The sequence below is a fragment of the Mycolicibacterium sp. ND9-15 genome (assembly GCF_035918395.1).
Taxonomy (GTDB): Bacteria; Actinomycetota; Actinomycetes; order Mycobacteriales; family Mycobacteriaceae; genus Mycobacterium.
Genome location: NZ_CP142362.1, coordinates 816913 through 834982 on the forward strand (window position 1 = coordinate 816913; position 18070 = coordinate 834982).

An 18070-nucleotide genomic window follows, 5' to 3' on the forward strand; every position below is an offset into this window, starting at 1 on the left:
CGAATCTCGGCGGCATGTCGGCGACGGACACGCACGCTCGCGGAACGAATCGCACGCTCGCGCAAACGCGAGGAAGCCTCAGCGGGAGGCCTTCTTGCGTTCGATGTCGGCAAGTGCCGCCGCGAGTTCCGCGCGCTGCGCTGCCGATGTCTCCCACGCCAATTGCCGGTTCTTGACCACCTTCGCCGGCGCGCCGACCGCAATCGAGTAATCGGGAACGTCGCCCCGCACGACGGCATGCGACCCCAGCACGCAACCGCGCCCGATCGTGGTGTTGCGCAACACCGTGACCTTGACGCCGACCCAGGTGTCGGGACCGATCCGCACCGGGCCCTTGACGATTCCCTGGTCCTTGATGGGCATGTGGATGTCGTCCATCCGGTGATCGAAGTCGCAGATGTAGCACCAGTCGGCCATCAACACCGAATCGCCCAACTCGATGTCGAGGTAGGTGTTGATGACGTTGTCGCGGCCGAGTACCACCTTGTCGCCGAACCGCAGCGAACCCTCGTGGCAGCGGATCGTGTTCTTGTCGCCGATGTGCACCCAGCGGCCGATCTCCATAGTCGACAACTCCGGCGTCGCCTCGATCTCGACACCCTTGCCGAGGAACACCATGCCCCGAGTGATGATGTGCGGGTTGCGCAGCTTGAACTTCAGTAACCGCCAGTAACGCACCAGATACCAGGGGGTGTAGGCACGGTTGGCCAACACCCATTTCAGCGACGCCAGGGTCAGGAACTTGGCCTGCCTCGGGTCACGCAGCCGCGACCCCCGCCAGCGCTTGTGCAACGGCGCGCCCCACATGGTCGTCATGGCCGGAAAGCCTACGCGAGCGGTTGCGCCCCGAACGGTTACCCTCACCTGGACCGAAGACTAGGAACGGGAAAGGATCGAGTGTTCCGGCGATTGACCGTGCTGGCGGCAACAGCGCTGATCACGGCCACCTTGGCAGGCTGCCAGGACACCGACTCGTGGGTGGAGGCCAAAGCCGCCGACGCCTGGGCGGCCCAATACCGCGACGCGGCCAACAGCAGCTACCGACCCGACGCGGGCGCCGACACACTCCGCCTGGAATGGGTGCGATCGGTCAAGGGGGATCTCGCCGCCGCAGTCGCGCTGGGCTCGGGCAGCTACCTGGCCGTCAACGCGCAGACCTCCGCCGGGTGTTCGTTGATGGTGTGGGAGGCCGACAACAAGGCGCGGCAGCGCTGGTGCACCCGGCTCGTGCAGGGCGGTGGTGCTTCCGGTCCGTTATTCGATGGCTTCGACAACGTCTACATCGGGCAGCCCGGGGCCATGCTGTCGTTTCCGCCGACGCAATGGATCCGCTGGCGCCAACCGGTCATCGGGATGCCGACCACGGCGCGGATCCTGGACCCGGGTCACCTGCTGGTCGTGACGCATCTGGGTCAGGTGCTGGTTTTCGACGCTCACCGGGGCACCGTGGAGGGTAGCCCGCTGGACCTGATCGCCGGCTTGGACCCGAAGGATTCCGAGCGCGGACTCGCCGACTGCCGCCCCGCCCGGCCCCGCTGCCCCGTAGCCGCCGCACCGGCGTTCGCCGCATCCACCGGCATCGTCGTGCTGGGTCTCTGGGAACCCGACGCGGAGGCACCCATCCTCGTCGGACTGCGCTATCGGCCCGGGCAGTCACCGCTGCTGACCCGCGAGTGGACCAGCGACGCCGTCGGTGGCGGACCCCTTGCCAGCCCGGTGTTCTCGGCCGACGGGTCGACGGTGTATGTGAACGGCCACGACGACCAGCTATGGGCGCTCGACGCCGACGACGGCAAGACGAAGTGGTCGGTGCCGCTCGACTACCTCGCACAGACCCCGCCGTCGGTGTCCCCCGACGGGCTGATCGTCGCGGGCGGGGGCCCGGGCGCAAAGCTGGTCGGGATCAAGGACGAGGGTGACCGCGGCGAAGTGCAATGGACTCGAGACGACCTGGCGCCGCTGTCGACATCGAGCCGATCCGGCCCCGAGGTCGCCTACACCGTCGTGCGCGAAGGAACCGGGGAGGAGGCCGGACAGACCTTGCTCGTCTTCGATCCCGCCGACGGCCGCACGCTGAACACCTATCCGCTCCCGAAGGCGAGCGGGTGGCCCGTCGGCGTCTCGGTCGGCAACGATCGCCGCGTCGTCACCGCCACCAGTGACGGTGTGGTGTACGGCTTCGCGCCCGCCTGACGCGCCGGCCTACAGCGCGAGAATGGGCGCCACCGCGGCGCGCGGCACGGTCGCCTGAACCGGCCCCGCGGATTCCGGGAACAGTTCGCCCTGACTGAAGAAGAAGATCAGCGAATCCTCGGTTATCGCAAAGTTCTGGTAATTCGCGGGATCCATGCCGTCGCCCGGTGGCACCGGGTCGATCATCCCCTGGCTTTCGAGGTACCGGTCGACCTCGGGAGAGATCACGTCCATCGGCTTGGTACCCGGCTTGAACAAGGTGTCGAAGGTGATCGGCGCCTTCTTGGCCAGGTTCCAGTTGAACGCCTGATAGAAGGTCTGCGGGCGTACTCCGCCGACGTTCTGCCAGACTGTGAACACCACGCTGCGGGTGCCGGTGGTCGGCGGCCCCGACCGGTAGCCGGTGCCCTCGGCGTCGAGTTCGTAGGGCAGGTTGTAGGCGTCCGGATTCTGCGCGACGTTGACAAAGCCGTCGCGCACCTGCGTCAAATACGCCACCAGCGGCGCTTGGTCGGGATAGTCGTTGGGAAAGCTCAGATCGAGGGTGTACGTCGGATTCTGGACCTGCACGCGGCAGATCTGGTCCGGCCCGACGCTACCCCGCAGGTCGGCGCACCCCGATTGGGCGGTTGCCGCGGGGCCGGCGATCGCGCCCGCGACCGCGGTGACCGCGAACACAGCGAGCCACCTGAAAGTGCGCATCGTCGGACGTCCTTGTCGCCGGCGCCGATCTGGATACCGGCGCATCACCGCAAGAATACGTGCACGATCAGCGGGACGGACGGCAAATGAATGCCGTTGCCCGACTTGCACCTCCGGCGCCGATGCGGGTGATCACCACCGAAGCCTGCTGCGAGCCGCGCAGGCGAAGCCGCGGTCGCAGCGCATCGGGGTCGACTCCGACACCACGGACGAGGATCTCAACCGCGCCGACGTCGCGCGCCGAAAGCGCTTGGCGCAACCGCCGTTCGTTGAACGCCAGTTCGTCAAGCACCTCGAAACCGCGTACCCCCGGCGGTAGCAGGTCACCCGACAGGTACGCGACGTCGCGGTCGAGTTGCCACAAGCCGTGGCGTGCGGCGTAATGACGGACCAGGCCGGCGCGCACGATGGCGCCGTCCGGGTCGACGAGCCACCGTCCGGCGGGTGCCACCGCACAGTCGTCGGATTCGGCGTCGGTGACCTGTTCGCCGGTGTCCAGCAACGTGGCTCGGCGCCGGACCCCGGAAGCCGCAAGTCCCGCGGACCACAGGCATGCCTCGCGCACGCTGCCTGCCAGCGACGTCACTTCGATCTCGCCGTCGAAGCCCAATTGTGTCAGGGCGTCGAAATCGACTCCAGGAGCGCACTTGACGACGACGTCGCGTCCGCGGTACACGTCGAGGAGTTCATCGAGCGCGGGTGTGTAGTCACGCGGATCGAATCGGCGCCGTCCGCCGCTACGTCGCGCCGGGTCGAGCACCACGACGGTGTTCCGCGTGACCGGTCGAAGCGCGTCCGCGCGGCAGACATCGACGTCGGTGACGTTGTTCCGTGCCATGGCGAGCCGGACCGGGTCGATATCGCTGCCGATCACCAGCGTGGCCGAATCCCGCAGTGCGACAAGCTCAGTGCCGATCGAACACGTCGCATCGTGCACACGAGCGCGGCTGAGCCGCTGGGCGCGGTGACGGGCGACCGGTTCGGCGGTGGCCTGCTGCAGCGCCTCGTCGGTGAACAACCAGCCCTCGGGATGGGAGAGTTTCGCCGCTGCCTTGCGGCGCAACACCGTCGTCTCGACCAGAACCGCGGCGCGCTCACCGAAACGCGCACGCGCCCAAGCGATGTCGGAGACCAGCGTCGCACTCGTCAGACGCAGCGCGGCGGTTTCCCGCAGGGCTGCGACACCTGCCTCGCTCCGCAGATAGCCGACGTCTTCGACGCCGAAGGCTACGCTCACTTCGCGGCTGGCTTGACTCCCGTGACCATCACGTTGTAGAACCAGCCCTTCGGCACCACTTGGCGCCAGATGTTGTGGTCCACCCAGGACAACGCGATCCAGCTCGTGAACGCGAACTTGGCCCAGCCCCAACCCAATCGGTCCGGCGGCACCGCGGCCTCGAAGGTGCGCAGCGGCCAGCCCAGCATCGCGGCGGTGAACTCGGTGGTGGCCGTCGAGACCTCCACGGCGCCGGCGTTGCGTGCCATGCGTTCCAAGTCTGCGGGAGCGAAGGTGTGCAGGTCGACGATCGCCTCCAACGCGGCCGCGCGCGACGACTCGTCGAGCTCGGCCTGCGGGCGGCGCCAACCGGTCAGCCCCGGCAGCCTGGTCACGTTCGTCACGGCTCGCCACGTCAGCGTCGACAGCGGGCGCGCGTAGTTCTCGCCGGCGTTCGTCGGCTCGCCGGCGAAGATGAAGCGGCCGCCCGGCTTGAGCACCCGCACCACTTCCCGCAGCGAGAGTTCGACGTCGGGGATGTGATGCAGCACCGCGTGGCCGACCACCAGGTCGAAGGTGTCGTCGGCGTACGGGATGCCTTCTGCGTCGGCAACCCGCCCGTCGATGTCCAGGCCGAGGTTTTCGCCGTTGCGGGTGGCGACCTCGACCATGCCCGGTGACAGGTCGGTGACCGAGCCGCGTCGCGCGACGCCCGCCTGGATCAGGTTGAGCAGGAAGAATCCGCTGCCGCATCCCAGCTCCAGCGCCCGGTCGTACGGGAGTTTGCGTTGCTCGGAGAAGGGCACCGTCGCGTCGAACAGGTCGCGGGCGTAGTCGACGCAGCGTTTGTCGTAGGAGATCGACCACTTTTCGTCGTAGCTCTCGGCTTCCCAGTCGTGGTACAGCACCTGGGCCAGTTTGGAGTCGTGGCGGGCCGCCTCGACCTGTTCGGCGGTGGCGTGCGGGTTCGGCACCGGAGCGGAGCCGGCGACGTCAGACCCGGGAGCCGCGGGGTCGGCGACGTCAGAGATAGTGTCGGTTTCCTCAAAGCTCATAACAGGGCAGCCTAGGGGTCGAACGTCGCCTTGGCCGCAGCGAGTACCGGGGGTGGGTGCTCGAGGAACCGTTGCGCCCAGGCCAGCGCGGCGTCGTACACCGCGTCGGGGGCCACCATCTGGTCGATCAAACCCAAGGCGTACGCCTCCTTGGCGTCGATGAACCGCCCGCTGAAGACCAGCTCCTTGCCCTTGCTGAGGCCGACGGCGCGGGTCAGCCGCGACGTGCCGCCGGCAGGAACGAGCCCGGCCAGGATTTCCGTCGCGCCGAACTTGACGTTGTCGCCGGAGACCCGCCAGTCGGCGCCGAGCGCGAGGGTCATCCCGCCGCCTAGCGCGTAGCCAGTGATCGCGGCGACGGTGGGTCTGGGAATGGCCGCCACCGCGTCGATGGCCTCGCGGCAGACCCGCGTGGCCACGGCGGCTTCGTCGGCGTCGAGGGTGCGCAGTTCGGGCACGTCGTCGCCGGCGGAGAAGATCTCGTGGCCACCGAAAATGATCACGGCATGAATGTCGTCGCGGCCCCCGATGCGTCGGGCCGCACCGGCCAATTCGCGGTAAACCTGCCGGGTCAGGGCGTTGGTCGGCGGCCGAGACAGCAGCAGGGTGGCGATGCCGGGTTGCTCATCGCTGGTGTGAACGGAGACGAACTCGCTCATGCTCGACGCGCGTCCGTACCGTAACCCTCAGGAGAGCGACGGTTGCGGGCGGCGTTGTACCGGTCGCTGTCGAAGAACTCGATCTCCCAGTTGCCGGTGTCCTTGTTGGCCGCCAGGTGCGGTGTGACGGACACGATCTGGCGTTCCACCGCAAGCGCTTCGGCGACGCTCCGGCCGTTGAGCGAGTCGAGCTGGGTCCATGTGGGCGGCAGAAGGAACGTCCGCCCGTCGGCGAAGTCGTCGAGCGCTCGCTGCGGCGTGATCCATTCGGCGGTGTCGGTCTCGGTGTTCTCACCGTCGGCGAGTTGACCCTCGGGCAGCGCGCCGACGAAGAAATAGGTGTCGTAGCGGCGGGTGCGCTCCTCCTTCGGCGTCACCCAATTGGCCCACGGCCGAAGAAGATCCGCGCGCAGTACCAGTTTCTCTCGGTGCAGGAAGTCGGCGAAGGACAGCGACCGGTCGACCAGCGCGGCGCGCTCGTCGCGGTAGACCGAGGCGTCGTCGACCAGCACGTCGGCGTCGTCTGCGGCCCCGGCGAACAACACCCCGGACTCCTCGAAGGTCTCCCGCGCCGCGGCGCACACCAGCGCCTGCGCCAGATCGGGCTCGACGTTGAATCGCTCTGCCCACCAGTCCGGTTCGGGACCGAACCAGGCGATGTCGGCGTTGCGGTCCCGATCGTCGACACCTCCGCCGGGAAACACCATCACACCGGCGACGAAATCCATCGCCGAATGCCGCCGCATCAGGAACACTTCCACTTCCCGGGTGACATCCGGGGTCTCGCGGATCAGCATCACCGTCGCGGCCGGACGGGGCGCCAGTGGTTCTTCGGCTGGTTCGTCTGTCATATCCCCAGTCGCTTCGCTCCTACCCACCGGAGAAGTCATGCTCGCCTCCTGTGCGCTGCCCGGGTCCGGGCTCGGCGCGCGAAGTACCGCCCGTCCACGATGTCGAGCGTGATCGCCTGGCCGAACGCCTTGGACAAGTTCTCGGCGGTCAGCACGTCCGGCAGCAGGCCCGAGTCGACCACCTTGCCCTCGGACAAGATCAGTGCATGGGAGAAGCCGCGCGGAACCTCTTCGACGTGGTGGGTCACCAGCACCATCGCCGGGGCATCCGGGTCGGCGGCCAGATCCTCGAGTCGGGCCACGAGTTCTTCCCGCCCGCCCAGGTCCAGTCCGGCGGCGGGCTCGTCGAGCAACAACAGCTCGGGGTCGGTCATCATCGACCGCGCGATCAGCACCCGCTTGCGTTCGCCTTCGGACAAGGTGCCGTACGTGCGCTCCGCCAGGTGTTCGGCGCCGACGCTCTCGAGCATGTCGAGCGCCTGCTCGTAGTCGACATCGTCGTAGGCCTCGCGCCACCGGCCCAGCACCGCGTAGCCGGCGGAGACGACCAGATCGCGCACCACCTCGCCGTCGGGCACCCGCTGCGACAACGCCGAGCTGCTGAGCCCGACCCGGGCGCGCAGCTCAAACATGTCGGTGCGGCCGAGCCGCTCGCCGAGCACGTACGCCGTCCCCGACGACGGATGCTCCAGCGCTGCAGCCATCCGCAGCAGCGAGGTCTTCCCCGCGCCGTTGGGACCGATAATCACCCAGCGCTCGTCGAGTTCGACCGCCCACGTGACGGGGCCGACCAGGACCCGACCGCCGCGCCGCAGCGACACCTTGGCGAAGTCGATCAGCACGTCGGGGTCGGCTGCATCTCCTTCGGCGGCGGGCACCCGCTCATCGTAGTCAAGTGATTCCGCCACCCCCTTGACCCCCGCCACCCCCGCCACCCCCGCGAGCGGCCGGGTTTGTCCCGCGACACGCCGGGCAAGCGCGTACAAGTGCGGTCGCTCGCAGGCAGGTTCAGTCCGGAATGTCGACCCGGCGCACCACGCCGTCAAGCGCGTCGGCCGCTTCGATCTCGCCGCGCGTGATGCCGAGAATGAACAGCACGGTGTCCAGATACGGCTGGCTCAGCGACGCGTCGGCTACCTCCCGCAGCGCCGGCTTGGCGTTGAACGCCACGCCGAGTCCCGCCGCGGCGAGCATGTCGATGTCGTTGGCGCCGTCGCCGACGGCCACCGTCTGCTCCATCGGCACGCCGGCCTGGTGCGCGAAATCGCGCAGCGCCTTGGCTTTTCCGGCCCGATCGATGACGGGGCCGATCACCCGACCGGTCAACTTGCCGTCGACGATCTCGAGTTCGTTGGCGGCGACGAAATCCATCATCAGCTCGTGAGCGAGCGGTTCGACGACCTGACGGAACCCGCCCGAGACGATGCCACAGTGAAACCCCAACCGCCGCAACGTGCGCAGCGTGGTGCGGGCGCCGGGGGTCAACTCGATCTGTTCGGCGACGTCGTCGAGCACGGAGGCCGGCAGACCCGCCAGCGTGGCCACGCGCCGGTGCAGCGATTCGGCGAAGTCGAGTTCGCCACGCATGGCCGCCTCGGTCACCTCGGCCACGGCCGCCTCCGCACCCACGCGGGCAGCCAGCATCTCGATCACCTCGCCCTGGATCAACGTCGAGTCGACGTCGAAGACGATGAGGCGCTTGGCCCGCCGCGTCAGGCTGTAATCCTCGACCGCGACATCGATCTCCTCGGCGACCGCGACCCTGGCCAGCGCCTTCTGCAGTTCGTTGTTGACGGCGCGCGAAGGCACCGATACCCGCAGCTCCAATCCCGTTACCGGATAATCCGATACACCGCGGATCGTGTCGATGTTGACGTCGAGTCTGGCCAGTTCGCGCGCCACCACACCGAACTCCTCGGCGGTGATGGGGCGGCCGAGCACGACGATGGTATGCGTCGATGGCTCACGCATGATGGGCTCGCCGTCACTGCGCTCGATCGTGACGTCCAGGCCGACGTCGTGGATCGCCCGAGTCACCGCATCGCGGAGCTCCGGCCCGCTGACTACTTCCGCCGATCCAGCGACGAGCACACCCAGCGTAAGCCGGCCGCGGATCACCACCTGTTCGACGTTGAGCAACTCGACCCGATGCTGGGACAGCACCTCGAAAAGCGCCGAGGTGACGCCCGGTTGGTCACGGCCGGTGACCGTGATCAGCAGCGACGAACGCTCGCGCGGTTGCCCGGTCATGCCGCGATCGTCAGGTACGGACGCTCGCGTCGTCCAACCGTGTCACATCGCCGTCGGTGGGTCCGTGGCTGCGGCCGATGTGGGCCTCGGCGCGCATCCGCTCCACCATGTGTGGATAGTGCAGCTCGAATGCCGGTCGCTCCGAACGGATCCGGGGCAGCTCGGTGAAGTTGTGCCGCGGCGGCGGGCACGAGGTCGCCCACTCCAGCGAGTTGCCGTAACCCCACGGATCGTCGACGGTCACCGGCTCGCCGTAGCGCCAACTCTTGAACACGTTCCACACGAACGGGATCGTCGAGATGCCGAGGATGAACGCGCCGATGGTCGAGACGACATTGAGGGTGGTGAACCCGTCCGTGGACAGGTAGTCGGCGTAGCGGCGCGGCATGCCTTCATTGCCGAGCCAGTGCTGCACCAGGAACGTGCCGTGGAAACCGATCAGCGTCAACCAGAAATGCAGCTTGCCCAACCGTTCGTCGAGCAGCCGGCCCGTCATCTTCGGGAACCAGAAGTAGATGCCCGCGTACGTGGCGAACACGATGGTGCCGAACAACACGTAGTGGAAATGCGCGACCACGAAGTAGGAGTCGGTGACGTGGAAGTCCAGCGGCGGGCTGGCCAACAGCACACCCGACAGGCCACCCAGCAGGAAGGTGACCAAAAAGCCGATCGAGAACAGCATCGGTGTCTCGAACGTCAACTGGCCCTTCCACATCGTGCCGATCCAGTTGAAGAACTTGATGCCAGTCGGCACCGCGATCAGGAACGTCATGAACGAGAAGAACGGCAGCAGCACCGCGCCGGTGGCGTACATGTGGTGCGCCCACACCGCGACCGACAACGCGGCGATCGAGATGGTCGCGTAGATCAGCGTGGTGTAGCCGAAGATCGGCTTCCGGCTGAAGACCGGGAAGATCTCGCTCACGATGCCGAAGAACGGCAGCGCGATGATGTACACCTCGGGGTGGCCGAAGTACCAGAACAGGTGCTGATACAGCAGCACACCACCGTTGGCCGGGTCGTAGATGTGCGCGCCGAGATGGCGGTCGGCGGCCAGGCCGAACAGCGCGGCGGTCAGCAACGGGAACACCATCAGCACCAACACCGACGTCACCAGGATGTTCCAGGTGAACACCGGCATCCGGAACATCGTCATCCCGGGTGCGCGCATGCACACCACGGTGGTGATCATGTTGACCCCGCCCAGGATCGTGCCCAGACCGGCGACCGCCAAGCCCAGGATCCACAGGTCACCGCCCGCGCCGGGCGAGTGAATCGCGGTGCTGAGCGGCGCGTACGCCGTCCAGCCGAAGTCCGCCGCACCGCCGGGGGTGATGAAGCCGGAGATCGCGATGAGCCCACCGAACAGGAACAACCAGAAGGAAAACGCGTTCAGCCGCGGAAACGCGACGTCGGGGGCGCCGATCTGCAGCGGCAGCACCAGGTTGGCGAACCCGAACACGATCGGGGTGGCGTAGAACAGCAGCATCACCGTGCCGTGCATGGTGAACAACTGGTTGAACTGCTCGTTGGACAGGAACTGCAGCCCCGGCATCGCCAACTCGGTGCGCATGAACAGCGCCATCAGCCCGCCGATGAAGAAGAAGATGAAGCAGGTGACGCAGTACATGATCCCGATCAGCTTGTGATCGGTGGTGGTGATGAGGTTGTAGACCAGGTTGCCCTTGGGACCGAGTCGCTCCGGGAACGGACGCCGTGCCTCGAGTTCTCCGATGGGGGGCGCTTCGGCTACCAACAGGTCCTCCATAAATCCAGGTCGGGACATCCCCGCCGTTTACTCGTTGAATCCTAGCTGCCGTCTCGCCGCCGAGTCGGGGGCGGTCCTACAAACTGTCGTATTCGAGCGCCGAAGCCGGCTCGACGCCTTGGAGCTGGCCGGATGTTACCGTCGGCGACGTGCTGATCAGCGGACCGCGTTGGGGCCTGGCGGCCGCCAGGACGCTGGCGTTGGCAGCCATCGCCACCGCTGTCGGCGTGACGGCGGTGAGCGGTTGCGGCTCCGGTGGCGAAGAGTCGTCCGACACCACCGCAACGCAGTCGATCGTGACCAGTACGACGAGAATCGCCGGCGCCGGGGTGCTGGGCAACCAGCGCAGACCCGACGAGTCGTGCGCGCCCGAACCGACGCCCGTGGACCCGGGTCCGCCGGACCGCTTGGTGCGCCACGCCGCCGGCGAGACCCTGGTACGCGAAGACCCGCAGCGCATCGTGGTGCTGTCGGGCGACCAGCTCGACGCATTGTGCGCCCTGGGCCTGCAGTCGCGGGTGGTGGCGGCCGCGTTGCCCGACGGCGCCGACAGCCAGCCGTCGTACCTGGGCCAGGTGATCCACGACGTGCCCGCGGTCGGCACCCGCGGCACGCCCGACCTCGACGGCGTCAGGGCCGCGGCGCCCGAGCTGATCCTCGGTTCTGAGGCGTTGACGCCCGAGGCATTCGGAGCGCTCTCGGAGATCGCGCCGACGGTGTTCACCGGGGCGCCCGGACCGGCCTGGCAGGACAACCTGCGCACGGTGGGCGCGGCGACCGGCCGCCAGGATGCGGCGAACGGTCTGGTCGACGGATTCCAACGGGCCGCCGACAAAACCGGCGCCGACAACGACGCCGCACATTTCCAGGCGTCGGTCGTGCAGTTGACCGACACCACGATGCGGGTCTACGGCGCCAAGACCTTTCCGGGCAGCGTGCTGACCGACGTGGGCGTCGATCGCCCTGTGACGCAACGCTTCACCGACAAGCCCTACCTCGAGGTGGGGATCACCGACACCGACCTGGCCGACCATCCCGACCTGTCTATCGCCGACGGCGACATCGTCTACCTGTCCTTCGACTCCCCCGCCGCGCGGGACCGCGCACCCGCGGTGCTCGAGAGCGACGCGTGGAAGAAGCTCGGCGCCACCCGCGACAACCGGGTCTTCGCGGTCAACAACGAGGTGTGGCAGACCGGCGAGGGCATCGTCGCAGCGCGCGGAATGCTCGCCGACCTGCAGTGGCTCAACGCGCCGATCAACTAACCTCGGGGCCGTGTTTCACGTGCTGAAGTCGACCTATCTGCAGCCACCCGACGTCGTCCACCAAATCAGACCCGCCCATCTCGAGTGGCTCGAGAACGAGGTGAGTGCCGGCCGGATCGTGCTGGCGGGCCGTCAGGAGGACGAGTCCGGCGCCGTTCTGATCACCGGCGACATCGATGCCGAGGAGGCGCAGGACATCGTCGACCGGGACCCCTACACGGCCGCCGGTGTCGCCCGCTACGAACGCGTGTCGTTCAACGGCGCGTTCCGGGCGCCAGGCCTCTAGGAGCAATCTCACAGCGCCCCGCGGAATCAACACGACGCGCTCTTCGGTTGTCTATGGGGGTTCGCCGCACCTATTGACGGCGCCTTTTCTCGATAGTCGATTCGATGCAGAAGAAGGTCGTAATGAGCACAGTCACCGCATATGCCGCACCGTCGGCGACCGGGCCGTTGACCAAGACCACCATCACCCGTCGCGAGGTCGGGGCGCACGACGTCGCCTTCGACATCCACTTCTCGGGCATCTGCCACTCCGACATTCACACCGTGCGCGACGAGTGGGGCCGCGCGAAGTATCCGTTGGTGCCCGGGCACGAGATCGCCGGGATCGTCACTGCCGTCGGCGCTGAGGTCACCAAGTTCCAGGTCGGCGACCGCGTCGGTGTCGGCTGCTTCGTCGACTCCTGCCGCGAGTGCGCGCAGTGCCTGGCGGGTGAGGAGCAGTACTGCGCCAGGGGCATGGTCGGCACCTACAACGCGGTCGGCCGCGACGGCGAGCCGACGCACGGCGGTTACAGCGGCGCCATCGTGGTGGACGAGAACTATGTGTTGCGCATCCCCGACAGCCTGCCCCTGGACGCCGCGGCGCCGCTGCTGTGCGCGGGGATCACGCTGTATTCGCCTCTGCGCCATTGGAATGCGGGACCCGGCACCCGGGTGGCGATCGTCGGTCTCGGCGGCCTGGGCCACATGGGCGTCAAGCTCGCCCACGCGATGGGCGCCCACGTGACGGTGTTGAGCCAGTCGCTGAAGAAGATGGAGGACGGTCTGCGCCTCGGCGCCGACGAGTACTACGCAACCTCCGACCCGGAGACGTTCACCAAGCTGAAGGGCTCGTTCGACCTCATCCTCAACACCGTGTCGGCCAACCTCAATCTCGGCCGCTACCTCGGGCTGCTCGCAGTCGACGGGACGCTGGTCGAACTCGGTATGCCGGAGAACCCGATGTCGGTGCCCGCCGGCGCGCTGATCGCCGGCCGGCGCCGCATCGCCGGCTCGTTGATCGGCGGCATCGCCGAGACGCAGGAGATGCTCGACTTCTGCGCCGAACACGCCGTGCGGCCGGAGATCGAGATCATCGAGCCCGACTACATCAACGAGGCCTACGAGCGGGTGGTCGCCAGCGATGTGCGGTACCGGTTCGTGATCGACACGTCGTCACTGCGCGCCTGATATCGCCCAAACTGCGGTGAGATCGCAGTTTTCGCCGAAGTTGCGATCTCCCCGCAGTTTCGAAGGCCGACTTGGTGTCAGAAACCGCGAATATCGAAGGCGTTGATGAAGAATCCGTGACCGGTCCTGTCGTAGCTGATACGCGTGCGCATTCCCTGTGGCTCGACGGTCCAACCGTTCGCTTTGAAGGTCTGGCTGTCCACGGAAACTGGCGCGGCGACTGGTTCGGCGATAGTGCCTCGCTCCCAGACGAATGGCCCGGCCCCCCGCACGACAGCGAGGTTCGGCCGCTGGTTCCACTTGGACGTTTCGAAGGGCGCCGCACCCCATGGCTGTCCGTTTGTCAGCGCGCATACCGTCATCGGCCCGCCGCCGAACGCGACCTCATCCGTGCTGAGCACGCACCGCACCGCGCCGGAGTCGATCAGCACCTGCTGCGCCGCGTCAGCTGCCGACGGCGGCGCCAACACCACCGCACCGAGAACTGCTGCCCCTAAAGCCGTCACTGCCTGCCGAATCATGCCCGTCTCCACGTCACAGCCGCGCCATCACCTTCAGCCGGGATGGTCTCACGGCGCTGATCATGACAGGCCGGTTTCCCGAGAAGTCGGCCGGTTGCATCCGCGCCAGCCGGCCTGAAACCTAGACGGCGATCACCCGCTTGAGTTCATCCGTCGCGGCCCGGCGAGCTTCATCGGCCGCGTCGCGGCGCCCCCGGATCTCCGCCTCCAGACGAACGACGCGGTCCTGCATCGTTTCGAGTTCGGTGACGAGCCGACGGCGCAGTTCGCCCTCCGCTCCGTCCGCGCTCAGCACCCGCAACTGCTCGCCGATGCGACTCTGGCCGTTGTAGAGATCGTCGCGCTCCTCGTCGAGGTGGCGACGTTCCTCGTCCAGCCGCGTCGCCTCGGCCCGGTGCGCCAGGACGTCCGACAGCGCTTCGACCGTGGCCGCATCGAGCCAACGTCCAGCCAGCCAGTCCTCGAGTTGACCGGGCGAGAGTTCCTCGTAGCCGACGTGCCGATAATTCGGCCAGGTTTCCAGCACCGTCGCCTCCGCAACACCGTGTGCCGGCACCTGAACCCGGAACCGGTGCCAGTCCTCGTCATCGGCTTCCTGGTCGGCGCCGGTGACCGACGTGATCGTGCAACCCGACGTGCGGAACAGCTCGAAGATCACCTCGACCGGTTCGTCGTGGTCGTTCTCGGCGTGCAGGGTGTGCAGCTCCTCCTGGCGCTGTTCCTCCACTACGGCTTCTGCCGTCAGCCAGATCCGAGCGGTCACGGTGTCGACCGTGGACGTGCGGCGGCAACGCACGGCGAGGTCCTTCGCGAACGACAGCCGGGTGCGCCCCCCGCGCGCCGTGAACGGCACCATCGCCTCGCCGGCGTAGCCGCCCTGGTCGTAGACGACGGCCGGACCCTCCTCGAGCACGACGCCGGTGGTGTTGGCGAAGAACAGCACGATGGCGGGAGCGGGCTCGGCGCCGTCCCGCCAGACGCGTTCTCGGCGGACGCCGTCGACGGGTTTGACGACCAGTGGAACCATCGCGGCACCACCACGTTTCAGCGATACCGGCGTACCGAGCCGGTATTCGAAGTGCTCGCCGGGCTGGGCCGCTTCCACGTCGTCGGCGGCATCTTCATATGCCCCGCCGGTCATGGCGTAACCGTCGGGGGCGGGTGCGACGGCAAGGCTGCGGGTATCGCGCAGATGCCTCTCCGCAGGCAGGGCGACGCGTTCGCTTTCCTCGACGACCGCTCGTTGGACGTGCTTGCCGTGGTAGAGATCGATGTCGAACGAGACCGGCTGCCCGGTGGTGAGAGTCAGGGCGACCTCGACAAGATCCTCGTCGAGCGGGTTGTGGACGATGGCCATCGCCGCCAACGTGATCGTGTCGCCGTCATGGATCACGCGGTAGGAGACCCGCCATACCGGCGCTGGAACGATGTAGGACACCCGAGCGTCGTCGGCCCTGCCGCGGACCTGCACCGTCATGCTGCGGTTCTCGCCGGCAGTGGCGGCGCGGGACCGGTCGATCAGATAGTCGAGGTCGCTGCGCGACGGTTCCTCCAGTAACTCGACGCGGTGCGCGTCAGCGAGGTCCACCAGGCTGACCGTCCCTGATTCCGCCCGTATTACGAGCAGCCGACGCATGTGTTGCTCACCGGCACCGTCGACTCCGATCACCTCGCCCTGATGTCGCTGATCGCCGCAGTGCACCTCGACGGCCCGCCCGCGCAGCGCGTCGAGCAGGCCGAGCAGCGCCTCACCCGATTCGAACAGCAGGTTGCGGCGGCCCAGCTCGGTGCGCGGATCCGAGGGAGTGTCGAATCCGACGGTGCCCACCGACATGTCGCCGTCGACGACCGTCACCGACAGCGACTTGAGCACGTCCTTCATGTCGTCGCGTCGAAACGTCAGATCGAAATCCCCGTCGATCGGCCCGCCGCGCTCCACGAAGGCGACGCCGTGCTTGTACATGATCAGTCGATTCACCTCGGGCGGTACGTTCATTCGTCGAACCTATCGGTGGCCACCGACACGAGGTTTCAGCGACCTACTCGGCCGAACCTCCACGCGCCGTCAGCCCCGAAACTCCCCTTCCGTCGTCTCGTGGAGCTTGGCTCGCCGGTACGGTGCACCGCGACCCACATCGAACCATTGGCAGCCCAGGCAAGCCGCATGGTCGATGGAGGGTACCGCGTCGAGGACGACGCCGGGGTGCCGCGACGGCCAGGCTTCGGGGTCATTCCCGTATACCGATTCGTATGTGCGACGCAGATATTCACGCTGGTCCCAGAATCGGCGCGCGATATTCACCCCCGTCGAACCTCGCTTCCAGTCGATCCAGTCGGTCACCATCGCCGGCGGGAACATCGCATCCCAGTACGGTCCCCAGGTACTCGAGTAGCAGGCCGACAGTTGCGTCGAAGACCTCTTGGGTCCGCTGTGGGGGTTAGTCATTACCACTCCTCACGAACGTGCCGAGGTAGGGTCTCAGGCGCCGCAACGCCATCCAGAATTCCGGCCGTGGATTCACGGCTGGCAACACCACGCGGATGTCCTGAAGCGCTTCGAAAATGTCGATGTCACGGCGCCGTGACCCGTACAGCGCGGCGACAGCGGGGGCACGGTTTGTCACCGTCCAGTCATGCACGAACACCTCGCGCCCCTCGGCGCGAAGTCCCTCGATCGCGCGCACCGTGTCGAGGAGTACGAAGTCCAGGTTGGCATTCGCTCCCCTTTCGCCCTCCAAACCCACGTCGAGGTGTGTTACGCCGCATGGAATTCGCCCGTCGGCAACCCGGCACAGGGAGACGACGGCGTCGATACCTTTAGGCAGTTTGTCGAGCGAGGCGGCGGCTCCGATCCACAGGTAGTCGTCGCGCGGGTGACGCATCGGCCGCGGAGGCTCACGCCGGGCCCCGTGGGTGTAGTCGAACCGACGAATGACTTCGGAATCGACGATCTTCGTGGCGAGATGAGCCAGTAGGTGGGTGTTGAGCCCCGGCCAGCCCTTCAACGCCAGCCGCCACTGCCACGGCACCGCCGACACACCGTGGCGAGCGCCGACCAATCCACCCGCAGCGGAGGCCACGGTGTCGGTGTCACCGCCTGCGCGGACGGCTGCCTCCAGCACCAACCGCAGGTGGTCGGCACGGAACACCTCGGCGGACGGGCACTCGGTCGGCGCCGACGTCGTGACGATGGCCGACCACGCGCACTGCATCGCCGGCACCACGTGACTGTTCGTGTCGGCGAACTCCGAGGGTTTCGCCCGTTCCGCATCGTCGATGCGCGAACGCCACAGTTCTCGCCTCTGAGAATCGATATGGTTCAAGCCGATTCGGATATCCAGTTGCCCGGTCAACACGGCATGGCGGATCGCCGCGCACCAGAGCACACAGGCATCAGCGGAGTCGGGGCCGGGATGGGTGAGTTCGCTCACGGCCCGGGCTACCGTGACGAGCCCACGTTCGTCGTCGAGGTAGCGCAACGCGACCGGAGCGGCCCGGGTCAGCACGCCGCTGCTCGCAGGGCGACCCGTCCTGTCAGCGAACGCGGCGGCTTCGTCGCGAACCGCGTGAGCGGTGGCTCCCCTTTGGCCGGCAGCAAGGAGAATTTCCCAGGTCCGTCGTTCGACGTCCTTGGCGTTGCGCGCCCACCACTGCCACCGTTCGACAAGGGCGTCAAGAGAATTCTCGAAGCGCAGATTGGCTCGAGCGGCCAATGCTTCGGCGACCGCGATCGCCATCGAGGTGTCGGCGGTCCATTCGCCGGGCTGAAACCGGCCCCTACCACCTCCTATCATCGCGACGGGGTGATCGGACGGCACGAACCCTCCGAACTCATAGCCGGCACCGAGTGCGTCGCCGGCCGCGGCTCCGACCAGGACGCCGACGGCGCGATCACGTTGTAGAGCAGTCAGATCCGATTGTGACGAGTCCACAAGTACTCCCGGAAGATCCCGGGCCTTCGGTGAGGAAGGCGCTCTTACCCACACCGGTTAGTGCGGGCCGCTTCGTCATCCGAGCCACCCACGAGCGTGGGGTTGGCGCACCGTCAAGTCGGAGCTTGGCGACGGTGTCTCGTGAAGCAAGCCAAGGTTACCTCAGCCGGCCGACAAAACGGCAGGCCTAGATGCGAAGGACG

17 protein-coding genes and 1 riboswitch are annotated in these 18070 nt (G+C 67.3%); of the genes, 4 read left to right on the forward strand and 13 right to left on the reverse strand.

The features are described 5' to 3' along the window. Positions 1-78 precede the first annotated feature (78 nt). Positions 79-816, reverse strand: a complete 738-nt coding sequence (locus tag QGN32_RS04045; RefSeq protein ID WP_326547370.1) for an acyltransferase — start codon at positions 814-816, stop codon at positions 79-81. 81 nt (positions 817-897) lie between these two features. Here QGN32_RS04045 and QGN32_RS04050 point away from each other — a divergent pair, with 81 nt between their 5' ends. After that, on the forward strand, positions 898-2193 hold the full coding sequence (locus tag QGN32_RS04050) for an outer membrane protein assembly factor BamB family protein (protein WP_326547371.1): 1296 nt from the start codon (positions 898-900) through the stop codon (positions 2191-2193). 9 nt (positions 2194-2202) lie between these two features. Here QGN32_RS04050 and QGN32_RS04055 read toward each other — a convergent pair whose 3' ends face one another. The 8 genes from QGN32_RS04055 to ctaD all read right to left on the reverse strand — a co-directional run bounded on the left by QGN32_RS04055 (position 2203) and on the right by ctaD (position 10682). After that, positions 2203-2895: an esterase gene (locus QGN32_RS04055; RefSeq protein WP_326547372.1), complete on the reverse strand. Its 693-nt coding sequence runs from the start codon at positions 2893-2895 to the stop codon at positions 2203-2205. A gap of 67 nt (positions 2896-2962) precedes the next feature. Next, the gene (locus QGN32_RS04060; RefSeq protein WP_442791777.1) at positions 2963-4132 is read right to left on the reverse strand and encodes a class I SAM-dependent methyltransferase; all 1170 of its coding nucleotides are present in this window, start codon (positions 4130-4132) and stop codon (positions 2963-2965) included. Then, positions 4129-5166: a class I SAM-dependent methyltransferase gene (locus QGN32_RS04065; RefSeq protein ID WP_326547373.1), complete on the reverse strand. Its 1038-nt coding sequence runs from the start codon at positions 5164-5166 to the stop codon at positions 4129-4131. Before QGN32_RS04065 ends, QGN32_RS04060 begins: the two co-directional genes overlap by 4 nt. Positions 5167-5177: 11 nt before the next feature. Then, entirely contained in the window at positions 5178-5825 is a 648-nt protein-coding gene (locus tag QGN32_RS04070) for an enoyl-CoA hydratase (RefSeq protein ID WP_326547374.1), read from the reverse strand. Further along, positions 5822-6676, reverse strand: coding sequence for an NUDIX hydrolase (locus QGN32_RS04075; protein ID WP_326547375.1), 855 nt, complete (start codon positions 6674-6676; stop codon positions 5822-5824). Before QGN32_RS04075 ends, QGN32_RS04070 begins: the two co-directional genes overlap by 4 nt. Before the next feature lie 35 nt (positions 6677-6711). Continuing rightward, positions 6712-7554 (reverse strand): ABC transporter ATP-binding protein, encoded by an 843-nt coding sequence (locus tag QGN32_RS04080; protein WP_326548923.1) that lies wholly within the window; start codon positions 7552-7554, stop codon positions 6712-6714. Between the two features lie 130 nt (positions 7555-7684). Next, on the reverse strand, positions 7685-8926 hold the full coding sequence (gene serB / locus QGN32_RS04085) for a phosphoserine phosphatase SerB (protein ID WP_326547376.1): 1242 nt from the start codon (positions 8924-8926) through the stop codon (positions 7685-7687). A gap of 10 nt (positions 8927-8936) precedes the next feature. Further along, positions 8937-10682, reverse strand: a complete 1746-nt coding sequence (gene ctaD / locus QGN32_RS04090; protein ID WP_326548924.1) for an aa3-type cytochrome oxidase subunit I — start codon at positions 10680-10682, stop codon at positions 8937-8939. Positions 10683-10843: 161 nt separating this feature from the next. Between ctaD and QGN32_RS04095 the strand changes: the two genes are divergently transcribed. From QGN32_RS04095 to QGN32_RS04105, 3 genes are all read left to right on the forward strand, one after another. Continuing rightward, the gene (locus tag QGN32_RS04095) at positions 10844-11959 is read left to right on the forward strand and encodes an iron-siderophore ABC transporter substrate-binding protein (protein WP_326547377.1); all 1116 of its coding nucleotides are present in this window, start codon (positions 10844-10846) and stop codon (positions 11957-11959) included. 10 nt (positions 11960-11969) lie between these two features. Continuing rightward, on the forward strand, positions 11970-12245 hold the full coding sequence (locus QGN32_RS04100) for a YciI family protein (protein ID WP_326547378.1): 276 nt from the start codon (positions 11970-11972) through the stop codon (positions 12243-12245). A gap of 122 nt (positions 12246-12367) precedes the next feature. Beyond that, the gene (locus QGN32_RS04105) at positions 12368-13414 is read left to right on the forward strand and encodes an NAD(P)-dependent alcohol dehydrogenase (RefSeq protein WP_326547379.1); all 1047 of its coding nucleotides are present in this window, start codon (positions 12368-12370) and stop codon (positions 13412-13414) included. 77 nt (positions 13415-13491) lie between these two features. On the opposite strand, the gene QGN32_RS04110 is transcribed toward QGN32_RS04105, so the two are convergent. From QGN32_RS04110 to QGN32_RS04125, 4 genes are all read right to left on the reverse strand, one after another. Next, positions 13492-13935, reverse strand: a complete 444-nt coding sequence (locus QGN32_RS04110; RefSeq protein WP_326547380.1) for a hypothetical protein — start codon at positions 13933-13935, stop codon at positions 13492-13494. Positions 13936-14056: 121 nt separating this feature from the next. Further along, a complete protein-coding gene (locus QGN32_RS04115) occupies positions 14057-15931 on the reverse strand; it encodes a hypothetical protein (RefSeq protein WP_326547381.1) in 1875 nt (624 codons plus the stop codon). Between the two features lie 69 nt (positions 15932-16000). Next, positions 16001-16381, reverse strand: coding sequence for a hypothetical protein (locus QGN32_RS04120; protein ID WP_326547382.1), 381 nt, complete (start codon positions 16379-16381; stop codon positions 16001-16003). Next, positions 16374-17921 (reverse strand): ADP-ribosylglycohydrolase family protein, encoded by a 1548-nt coding sequence (locus QGN32_RS04125; protein ID WP_326547383.1) that lies wholly within the window; start codon positions 17919-17921, stop codon positions 16374-16376. Before QGN32_RS04125 ends, QGN32_RS04120 begins: the two co-directional genes overlap by 8 nt. Continuing rightward, positions 17903-18014, reverse strand: a riboswitch (SAM riboswitch). It overlaps the preceding gene by 19 nt. Between the last annotated feature and the right edge of the window lie 56 nt (positions 18015-18070).